Origin of the sequence: Nitrosomonas sp. (assembly GCF_021731985.1) — a bacterium.
Lineage (GTDB): Bacteria > Pseudomonadota > Gammaproteobacteria > Burkholderiales > Nitrosomonadaceae > Nitrosomonas.
The window spans coordinates 26053-36082 of record NZ_JAKFWH010000029.1 but is presented as its reverse complement, the minus strand read 5'-3'; the positions used below and the strand labels follow the sequence as shown (position 1 = coordinate 36082).

Sequence of the window (10030 nt, the reverse complement as noted above, 5' to 3'; positions counted from 1 at the left end):
CGCGACAGATCGCGAAACCAATCGATTGTTTCCACAAGCAGCGGCGTATCAATGGCATATCGCCAGACGGCGAGTTCAATTTTCTGTTTATTCTCTTCAGTCAATAAAGTTGGAGAAATGCTTTGCGCAAAAACCGGTGCGGTCAAGCAAGCAACCGCAATTACCGTGACTACGAACAAGGCAATTCTTCTCTCCAATTTTCGCATGTTTGATTTTATGAAAGCGCGCATATTTAATCCGTTAAATCAGCTGTTTTCTCGATTAAGCGTTATATATTCTACGATAAATATCAGTCTTTTTAAGATACTGTGCTAAGGATAGTCTTATTTGATTCAGATTCAAACCATGAATAAAGCGAAAATTTGCGCTTTAATAGAAAATCTGCCGCCTGAAAATGCTAAGGGAACTCTGGATAACTGTCATTTCGAGCGTAGCGAGAAATCTATGGTATTGATTGCCAAAGATTCCTCACTTTGTTCGGAATGACATATGAGGACTGTTCAGAGTTTCCCTCATGCAGAACAGAAGATGACTTAAAACTGGCCTATAATATGCGGTTTTTATTCAAGATCAATCTTTTCATGGCATTGCAATACTGTGACACCGCTTAAAATGCAACAGCACACCCTACCCACACCCGGAACCCTGTTACGTTACGCTGATTTTGATGGCTCGAGCGATGCGCTATTTCTCGCGCAACTTGCCCAGCAAGCAAAACCTGTCACGGTCATCACTGCCAATGCACTCGATGCGCAAAGATTGTTGGAAGAAATTCCCTATTTTGCACCGGAATTAAGAGCGCATCTGTTACCGGATTGGGAAACACTGCCTTACGATACTTTTTCACCGCACCATGATCTCGTTTCGGAACGGCTCGCGACACTGTATCAAGTAATGAATGGCGCCTGTGATGTGCTCATTGCGCCATTGACTACGGCACTGTATCGCATGCTGCCGCGCGAATATCTCGCTGCGCATACTTTTTTTCTGAAGCAAGGTGAGGTGCTGGACCTGGCCGGATTGCGCAGTCAACTGACTTTTGCAGGCTACTCGCACGTCACACAGGTTTTCTCTCCGGGTGAATACAGTGTCCGCGGTGGCTTAATTGATTTGTTTCCAATGGGCAGCCCGCTGCCGTATCGCATCGATTTACTGGATAACGAAATCGACACCATTCGCACCTTCGATGTCGATACCCAGCGCAGCATTTATCCGGTCAATGAAATCCGCTTGCTACCTGCGCGTGAATTTCCATTGGATGAAGCCGGGCGCACCAGCTTCCGCGGTAATTTCCGCGAGAAATTCGAGGGTGATCCGTCCAAAAAACAAATCTATAAAGATATTAGCAAAGGCCTGACTCCGGCAGGTATCGAATACTATCTACCGCTTTTCTTTGAACAGACAGCCACCCTGTTTGATTATTTGCCGGAAAACACTTTGCTTTGCCTGCACCAGGATGTCCGTCCGATTATCGACGAATTCTGGCGTGATACCCAATCGCGTTATCAGTTGTTGCGCGGGGATAGCGACCGTCCGTTACTGCCACCGGCCGAATTATTCCTGGCAAGCGATGTTTTCTTTGGCCAGCTCAAACCCTATGCGCGCATTGAAATATTAACCAATGGACAAGATCTCAAACTGGCGGCTAAAAAATCTACTGCTCCGCTGCCCTCTGTTCAAGTCAACCGCCACGCGGAAAACCCGCTGGAGAAACTGGCTGAATTCGTCACCCGTTTCACGCAATCCGGCGGACGCATCCTACTACTGGCGGAAAGTATGGGGCGGCGCGAACTCATTGCGGAATACCTGAATCAGTACGGTTTGCACCCGGACAACTGTCAGGATTATGCGCAATTTCTGAGCAGTTCTCAGCCCTTCATGCTTAGTGTTGCACCGCTGCACACCGGTTTTATCCTGGAATCAGCGCAACGTGCGTTTATCACCGAAAGTGAAATGTATTCGACCCATGTCTATGGGCGGCGTGAACGTGAGGCGCGCAAGACCACTTCGACCGATAATATTCTGCGTGATCTGTCGGAAATCAAACCGGGTGATCCGGTGGTGCATGAGCAGCATGGCATTGGCCGCTATCTGGGGCTGGTCAGTATGGATGTGGGGGAAGGCGAACCGGGCGAGCTGAGTGAATTTTTGTCGCTGGAATACGCGGGCGGCGACAAACTGTACGTGCCGGTTTCACAACTGTATCTGATCGGGCGATACAGCGGCGCTGCCCCGGAATCGGCACCGCTGCATAAGCTGGGCAGCGGTCAATGGGATAAAGCCAAACGCAAAGCCATGCAGCAAGTGCGCGACACCGCAGCGGAACTGCTGAATCTGTATGCGCAGCGTGCAGCGCGCGAAGGCCATACTTTTACGCTTAGGCCGCATGATTACGATGCTTTTGCCGAGGGATTCGGTTTTGAGGAAACCGCTGACCAAGCGGCGGCGATCAAAGCGGTCATTGCAGATTTAACCTCGGGGAAACCGATGGATCGCCTGATATGCGGCGATGTCGGTTTCGGTAAGACTGAAGTGGCATTGCGTGCCGCTTTTGTCGCTGTCGCCGACGGTAAACAAGTCGCAGTGCTGGTTCCGACCACGCTGTTGGCTGAACAACATTTCCAGAATTTCTCCGATCGCTTTAGCCTGATTGCCGACCAATGGCCGGTCAAGATTGCTGAACTGTCGCGCTTCCGCTCCGCCAAAGAACAAACACTGGCACTAGCGGGCCTGGCCAAAGGCGAAATTGACATTATTATTGGCACGCACAAACTGATTCAGAAAGATGTTATTTTCAAAAATCTAGGTCTGGTCATTATTGACGAAGAGCACCGTTTCGGCGTGCGGCAGAAAGAAGAATTAAAAAAACTGCGTGCGGAAGTCGATGTGCTGACACTCACCGCCACGCCGATTCCACGCACATTGGCGATGTCACTGGAAGGACTGCGCGATTTCTCCATCATTGCCACCGCGCCACAGCGCCGCCTTGCCATCCGCACCTTTGTCAGCAGTTTCTCGATGGGTATCATCCGTGAAGCTTGTCTGCGCGAACTGAAACGCGGCGGGCAAATCTATTTTCTGCACAATGAGGTCAGCACCATTCAGTTGATGTATGAAAAACTATCCGGTTTGCTACCCGAGGCACGTATCAATATTGCCCACGGGCAAATGCGCGAACGCGATCTGGAACATGTCATGCGGGATTTTTACCAGCAACGCTTCAACATCCTGTTATGCACCACCATCATTGAAACCGGCATCGACATTCCCAGCGCCAACACCATTCTTATCAACAATGCGCACAAATTCGGCCTGGCGCAATTGCATCAATTGCGCGGGCGGGTCGGCCGCTCGCATCACCAGGCTTACGCGTATTTGCTGACACCGCCCGAAGAAGCGCTCGGATCGCAAGCCAAAAAACGCCTGGAAGCAATCCAAGCGATGGAAGAACTCGGTTCCGGGTTTTACCTTGCCATGCACGATCTGGAAATCCGCGGCGCCGGAGCGGTGCTCAGCGAATCACAAAGCGGAGAGATGCAGGAAATTGGTTTTAGCTTGTATAGCTCGATGCTGGATTCTGCCATCCAATCCTTAAAACAAGGCAAAGAGCCCGATATGCAGCACCCATTGGGCGTTGCCACAGAAATCAATCTGCACGTTCCGACTTTATTGCCGGAAGATTATTGCCATGACATTCATGAACGCCTGGTGCTGTACAAGCGCATGGCCAATTGCAGCGACGACGAACAGCTCGACGACATGCAGCGGGAATTGGTCGATCGCTTTGGCCTACTGCCCAATCCAACGCGGGCATTACTCGACTGCCATCGTTTGCGTATCGCCGCTAAACCGCTCGGCGTCACACGCATTGATGCCAGTTCTGAGAACATCCAGATCCAATTCATCCCGAACCCGCCGATCGACCCGCTAAAAATCATCCAACTAATCCAAAGCAGCCGCGAATATTCGCTCTCCGGTCCGGATCGGTTGAAAATTCTGGTGAAGATTGAGGATGTGAATAAGCGGGTGATGCGGATTAAGGAGTTGATTCAGAAACTGAACACTAATAACTGAAGTATCTCTTTTCCTACTACTCTATGAGAACTGAAATGCGTCAAATATCGGTAAGACTACCGGATGAACTGGTCACCGCACTGGATGAAGCGGCAGCAAAATTGCATCGAGCGCGTGCCGATGTGATCCGACAGGCTGTCGAAAATTATCTTGACGATTTTGAAGATATTTCCCGTGCTGTGGAGATCTTGCGCGATCCAGCAGATCCAATTCTGGATTGGGAAACTGTAAAGCATAATCTACTATCATATGGTGAGCGAAGTGTATGATAAGCAATTGATCGTACTGATCATTTGTTACAATCTTCACCAAGAGAATTACCGGCAAATCTGATCATAACGAATCACATAGCAAGTAATTTCTTAAGTAACTACATGGTTCTTGATTTAAAATCCGTGGTATTTTTTCTATAGATTGGCTTACCTATCGACTTGTGGATCTAACAAAGTCAGTAATATAGAAAGCTAAATTGGCGCATTTTCATAACACACAAGGAGATAGCATGCAGCTTTTTGTGTTAGATTTCATTTTTGACGCATTATATTGCGTCATTTCGGATGACTGATTTAAGTAGATTTCGAGAAACGAAAATGAGCAAACTTCTTACGAGAGCAGAACTTGAGAAACGTTGCCAAGACCTCGGCGCTGATACAACGGGTGAGCAGAGAATTCAAAGCGTTTCAGGTAACCGTCCAATAGTGTCGGACTTCGAGTTGCATCTTCGTCTTATGGAAGCGGGAAGGTCGGCTAGAGAAAACAAATTGTTGGTAGTAGCTCTTATCCCGGCTGTTGCTTCGGTGGTTGCACCAGTCGTCGCATGGATTGCAGTAGCGGTCGGCAAATGAAGAAATCTAATGTTTTGTTCGAGGCCAACATGGTGACAGCGCACCGTTTCCTTTTGTGTTCGTGCCTCGAACGGGCTCAACAAAGCATTAGATGACTAAGACTATGAAGCCTCTGAAAAATTCGCCAGAATCTCTACAGAACGATGACAGGACCTCGTTTGACGACATCTGCGCCAACCCCGCGTGGGTGACGTATCTCAATCCGTTTCGCTTCGTTGTACCCGACGATGAAGAACCGTGGCAGGTATCGCTCGATGAGATTAACTCGAACACGTATGACCACGGGAAGCTCTGTCGGATCATAGACCGATTGCCAACACCCCTCGGAAGAGATTGGCCAATGCTACTGTGCTACGATGGCGGTCTTGCAATCCCGCGCACAGCTGCGTTTTCTAACAAAGAAAATGCAACCGAGTTCTTTAACTCGGCACTGTGCAACTTGTTTTTGGGTGGCGTGCTCTGTTGTGCCGTAGACACAAGAGACGTGGTATGGGGAACAATACATAAGAAACAGTTCCTCTGGCCAGTCGATTTTGGCGAAAGCGTCTCATCACAATTGCACGCACAACTACGCACAAGGGTTGGTGGCGGATTGAATACAATTCAGCTTTCCAATCCGAAAATCCTCCCCCTATCCAAGTTTCGAGATGCGTTCTCCAAAGGTGCGCAGGTCACAGGTAGTGTTCCATCTCTTTCACCAAAGTTCTTTCTTCATGGCGTGACGGAGTTGCGTAACAGAAATTGGTCATCCGCTTTGTCGAACTTCTGGATTGTGATCGAACAACTTACGGACCATCTCTGGCACGACACATTTCTAAGCGATGCCCAATATCATCCAAAAACAGACATCGCTAAGCGCAAACGCGCGCTGAAGGAGGATAACCGTACGTGGTCAACGTCAGTCAAGCAAGAATTGCTATATCAAAACGGACTCATATCGGAGGAGACGCTTGCTGATATTTTCCCTGCACGTCAAGCTCGAAATGGTTTGGTCCACGGTGGAAAAGATGTTTCCTCTGAATCTGCAATCTCCGCCTGCGAGGGTGCAATAAAACTACTGCAGCGATGCGCGGCGACACAATTTGCGGTACAACAGTGCCTTTATTATCCTCCAGACGATGAGCTTCGTCGTGGCAAGTCGATCTCCGGTAAACCACGATTTGATGATTGGAAATCCATAGGTTATCTATGACCACCAACTCGTTGCACTAAGAAGTGAACAGGTCACGCAAGCACGCAAAGTGTCTATTATAAAGAATAATTGTTCTTGCGGCATTAGAGGGATCACATACGGAAAAAGGAAATGCGATTAGAATCATATCGGCACGATTGGCCACAAATGCTGAGAGGCAAATTTATGAAGAAGATTGAACCTGAAATGGCAGACGAACTGAGACCGGAATATAAGCGGTCTGATTTCGGTAAGATTGTACGCGGCAAGTATGCAAATCGTATCAAGGCGGAAACCAATGTGGTACTTCTTGAACCTGATATTGCAGAGGCTTTCCCTAATGATGAGGCGGTCAACAAAGCGCTACGGCATTTGCTGGAAGAAGCAAAAACTTTAGCCAGCTTAACCCAGCAACCCAGAAAATTCAGTTAACGCTCTGGTACCGTACTATTCAATAGTACAATTACCCTGCCCGTCGTTGTGGTCGCGTTTTGTGTTTTGCATTTATTTCTGAAAGAAATGGATGTAGATTCCTAAAAATTGCTTATTTCCTTTTTCAAATTACTATGCATAACCATTCGCCTCAAAGGATGTCTCTGGCGAATCATTGGTTAATTCCGTCGCGATGACTCAGGATTTATCATGCATCCTTGAAAGTGCAATATCGTAAATTTCATTTCGGTCACGTTTGCCAGCAGCGATCACGGTTACAGTGATGGTTTTGTCTTCAACAGAATAAACGAGGCGATAGCCAAGTTGGCGTAATTTAATCTTGTAGATATTCTTAGCACCGGATAGTGCAGCAGATGGAATGTGGGGATTTTCTAAGCGTTCTTTGAGTTTCTTTTTGAATTGCGTTTTAACGGTGTGACCTAATTTTTTCCATTCTTTGAGTGCAGATTCCTTGAATTCCAGCTTATAGGTCATCAAGCGATACCCTGGTGGCAGGCTCGTTCATCCGCTCTTTGACGATTCTCAGAAGTTCTACATCGTCAAGTAGCTCCATCATTGCTTCATAAGCAGCAGCGGGCACGCAGTAAAAGGCTGGTTCATTGTGGTTCAATACGGCAATAGGCATGCCGCTGCCGCTGGCAACAACCTTCATTGGATTAGCCTTCAATTCAGAGATGCTGGCAGATACTTCAGTCAGTATTCGATAGGTCATGTTCATATTCTCCAAAGTAGCCAAAAAAACCGAATTATAGGTCTCTACAAAGGTCTCGTAAAGATCGTGACAAGCCAATCAAACAATAAATTTGTGCAATCGAAGTAAGGCTGCATTTCCAAGTTGAGCCCACTTCCAAAAATAAAAGCCTAATCAGGCAGTTCATTTTCAACCAGTTTGACCCAATAGGCAGCACCAAGCGGTAATATCTTATCGTTAAAATCGTAGTTCGGATTATGTAATAGACAGCTACCCTCCGAACTGCCATTGCCGATCCAGATATAACAGCCTGGCTTTTGTTGCAGCATAAAAGCAAAATCCTCGGCGCCCATGCTGGGGGTTGGTGCGGTGTTGATGCAATGCTCGCCGGCGACAGCGGTAGCAGCGCGGATCGCGCTGGCGGTCTCACTCGGGCTGTTGACTGTAACCGGATAGCCGGGGTTTTCCGGATTGAAATGGATGCCGGCTTGCAGCTTGAAGCCTTGCGCTACGCTTTCGGCCAGGTGGCGGATGCTTTGTCCCAGTTGTTCTCTCACTGAATTCTTAAAGCTGCGGAAGGTGCCGCGCACGACAGCGGAATCCGGCAGCGCATTCCAGGTATTGCCGCCATGAATTTGGGTGACGCTGACCACCGCGGCGTCGGCGGGATCAATCTGGCGGCTGACGATGGTTTGTAATTGGGTAACCAGATGCGCCGCGGCGACCAGAACATCGTTGCCCAAATGTGGCATCGCGGCATGCGTCGCTTGTCCGCTCAGATTGATTTCAAAGCAATCAAACGAGGCCATCATGGGCCCGGCTTTGACCGCGAAATGACCGGCTGGAATATCCGGGAAATTATGCATGCCGAAAACCCGTTGCGCCGGAAATTGTTCGAACAAGCCTTCGCTGATCATTTGATGCGCACCGGCTCGGCATTCTTCCGCCGGCTGAAAAATAAAATAAACAGTCCCATCAAAACGGCCGTGGCGGGCCAAGTAATGGGCTGCACCGAGCAGCATGGCGCAGTGCCCGTCGTGGCCGCAGGCATGCATTTTTCCGCTGTTGCAGGATGCGTGTTCGAAGCGGTTTTGCTCCTGGATAGATAGCGCATCCATATCGGCGCGCAGGGCTATGCTGTGGGTACTATTGCCGCGGCGCAAAACTCCGACAATGCCGGTTTTGGCCAAACCCTGATGCACTTCGATACCGGCTTGTTGCAGTTGCTCGGCTATCAACTGCGCCGTTGCGGTTTCTTCAAATGCGGTTTCCGGATATTGGTGTATCTGTCTGCGCCAGCGGCGCATGTCGGTATGTAGTGCGAGAATTTCTGAAACAATGTTCATAGTCGATCAATGGATTATTTGCATCAAGGCAATCCCAGCATACATCATAAAGCTGAGGGTTAAAACTTCTCGTTCGCTTGCAATGAATCTGGTGCGGTCTGGTTATGAAAATCTCCGTAATTATTTACTAATCGTGTCTGATAATTGGAAATTTCAAACGCTAATTACAAGCAACCGCTAAAAAACCAATGCTCACCATTACTCAATGCGTAAATCTGATAACATTTTCTATATTTCAGGATGAATGATGATTATTGTTATTTCGCCAGCAAAAACACTGGATTTTGAAACGCCAGCTATCACGCAGGAACATACGCAGCCGGGTTTTCTTGATGACTCAGCCGAACTGATCGACCAGCTCAGAAAACTGGAACCGGATCAAGTCGGCAAGTTGATGTCGATCAGCCCTAAGCTCGCTGTTCTGAATTCAAACCGCTATTTCGCCTGGAATCGCCCATTTGACATGAAAAATGCCAAACAGGCAGTGCTCGCTTTCAAAGGAGATGTTTACACAGGTTTGGATGCAGACACGCTGACCGCTGCTGATTTGGCTTTTGCGCAGGATCATTTACGCATTCTGTCCGGATTGTATGGCGTGTTGCACCCGCTGGATCTGATGCAGGCTTACCGGCTGGAAATGGGCACTCAGTTTAAGAATCCACGTGGCAATAATCTATACGAATTCTGGGGCGATAAAATCACCCATGCGCTCAATCAGGATTTGCAAAAACAAAAAACTGACATTCTGATCAATCTGGCTTCCATTGAATATTTCCAATCCGTTCGGAAGGACAAATTAAACGCGCGCATTATCACTCCGGCTTTCAAAGACGAAAAAAATGGCGTGTACAAAATCATCAGTTTCTTCGCCAAGAAAGCCCGAGGCTTGATGAGCCGCTATATCATCCAGAACAAGCTCACGAACTCAGAGGATATCAAGCACTTTGATTTTGCAGGTTACCAGTTTAGTGAAGATGCCAGCAGCCGGGATGAGTGGATTTTTACCCGTGCCGAATCAAAATCGGCATAATTCACAGCGAACAATTTTGTGAAGTTTTTGACAGATAAAATGCAATGGAAACCAATAAACTCATTGAACTGGCAAGAAACTATGTGACGTTATCCAACGATCATAATTTCCCATCTATTCAACCCTTGTTTGCTGACGACGCCACCTATTTCTCTGCTTATTTCGGCGAATACAAAGGCAGTACGGCGATTCATGCCATGATGGCCGATTTTTTCATCCGCTTTCCTGACGCGCATTGGGAAGTAACGGAATATCGCGGCATTGAAGATAACGGCGTGGAATTTAATTTCGCCATGACCGGAATGGACACCTCTTCCGGCGAGCAGGTGAAGCGGCAAGGATTGGAGCGCATCTACTTCACTCCGGGTGGTTTGATTAAGCATATTGCCGTTCTCAAGCCGCACAATTAGGTTCTTCTTA

12 protein-coding genes and 1 pseudogene are annotated in these 10030 nt (G+C 48.1%); 8 read left to right on the top strand and 5 right to left on the bottom strand.

Annotated elements, in window-relative coordinates; genetic code table 11:
* A pseudogene (locus QZ942_RS03620) lies at positions 1-230 on the bottom strand (hypothetical protein); the annotation flags it as partial.
* A gap of 115 nt (positions 231-345) precedes the next feature.
* Here QZ942_RS03620 and QZ942_RS03615 point away from each other — a divergent pair.
* The 4 genes from QZ942_RS03615 (at position 346) to QZ942_RS03600 (ending at position 4919) form a co-directional block, all read left to right on the top strand.
* Positions 346-486, top strand: a complete 141-nt coding sequence (locus QZ942_RS03615) for a hypothetical protein (protein WP_292993327.1) — start codon at positions 346-348, stop codon at positions 484-486.
* 126 nt (positions 487-612) lie between these two features.
* Entirely contained in the window at positions 613-4074 is a 3462-nt protein-coding gene (gene mfd, locus QZ942_RS03610; RefSeq protein WP_292993326.1) for a transcription-repair coupling factor, read from the top strand.
* Positions 4075-4109: 35 nt separating this feature from the next.
* A complete protein-coding gene (locus QZ942_RS03605; RefSeq protein WP_292993325.1) occupies positions 4110-4343 on the top strand; it encodes a ribbon-helix-helix domain-containing protein in 234 nt (77 codons plus the stop codon).
* Positions 4344-4664: 321 nt separating this feature from the next.
* The gene (locus QZ942_RS03600) at positions 4665-4919 is read left to right on the top strand and encodes a hypothetical protein (RefSeq protein WP_292993323.1); all 255 of its coding nucleotides are present in this window, start codon (positions 4665-4667) and stop codon (positions 4917-4919) included.
* A 133-nt stretch (positions 4920-5052) separates the two neighbouring features.
* Here QZ942_RS03600 and QZ942_RS03595 read toward each other — a convergent pair whose 3' ends face one another.
* Positions 5053-5202, bottom strand: coding sequence for a hypothetical protein (locus QZ942_RS03595; RefSeq protein WP_292993321.1), 150 nt, complete (start codon positions 5200-5202; stop codon positions 5053-5055).
* Positions 5203-5259: 57 nt separating this feature from the next.
* On the opposite strand from QZ942_RS03595, the gene QZ942_RS03590 reads away from it, so the two are divergent.
* Together QZ942_RS03590 and QZ942_RS03585 are read left to right on the top strand one after the other, a co-directional pair.
* Positions 5260-6111 (top strand): hypothetical protein, encoded by an 852-nt coding sequence (locus QZ942_RS03590; RefSeq protein WP_292993319.1) that lies wholly within the window; start codon positions 5260-5262, stop codon positions 6109-6111.
* 111 nt (positions 6112-6222) lie between these two features.
* A complete protein-coding gene (locus QZ942_RS03585; protein ID WP_292993318.1) occupies positions 6223-6522 on the top strand; it encodes a hypothetical protein in 300 nt (99 codons plus the stop codon).
* Positions 6523-6720: 198 nt separating this feature from the next.
* On the opposite strand, the gene QZ942_RS03580 is transcribed toward QZ942_RS03585, so the two are convergent.
* From QZ942_RS03580 to QZ942_RS03570, 3 genes are all read right to left on the bottom strand, one after another.
* On the bottom strand, positions 6721-7017 hold the full coding sequence (locus tag QZ942_RS03580) for a type II toxin-antitoxin system RelE/ParE family toxin (RefSeq protein ID WP_292993317.1): 297 nt from the start codon (positions 7015-7017) through the stop codon (positions 6721-6723).
* Positions 7007-7255 carry a type II toxin-antitoxin system Phd/YefM family antitoxin gene (locus QZ942_RS03575; RefSeq protein WP_292993316.1) on the bottom strand — a complete coding sequence of 83 codons (249 nt, stop codon included), beginning with the start codon at positions 7253-7255 and terminating at the stop codon, positions 7007-7009. Before QZ942_RS03575 ends, QZ942_RS03580 begins: the two co-directional genes overlap by 11 nt.
* Positions 7256-7404: 149 nt before the next feature.
* The gene (locus QZ942_RS03570) at positions 7405-8580 is read right to left on the bottom strand and encodes a M20 aminoacylase family protein (protein WP_292993314.1); all 1176 of its coding nucleotides are present in this window, start codon (positions 8578-8580) and stop codon (positions 7405-7407) included.
* Positions 8581-8827: 247 nt separating this feature from the next.
* Here QZ942_RS03570 and yaaA point away from each other — a divergent pair, with 247 nt between their 5' ends.
* Both yaaA and QZ942_RS03560 read left to right on the top strand, forming a co-directional pair.
* Positions 8828-9610, top strand: coding sequence for a peroxide stress protein YaaA (yaaA, locus tag QZ942_RS03565; RefSeq protein ID WP_292993312.1), 783 nt, complete (start codon positions 8828-8830; stop codon positions 9608-9610).
* A 44-nt stretch (positions 9611-9654) separates the two neighbouring features.
* Positions 9655-10020 carry a nuclear transport factor 2 family protein gene (locus QZ942_RS03560; RefSeq protein ID WP_292993310.1) on the top strand — a complete coding sequence of 122 codons (366 nt, stop codon included), beginning with the start codon at positions 9655-9657 and terminating at the stop codon, positions 10018-10020.
* Positions 10021-10030: the final 10 nt, after the last annotated feature.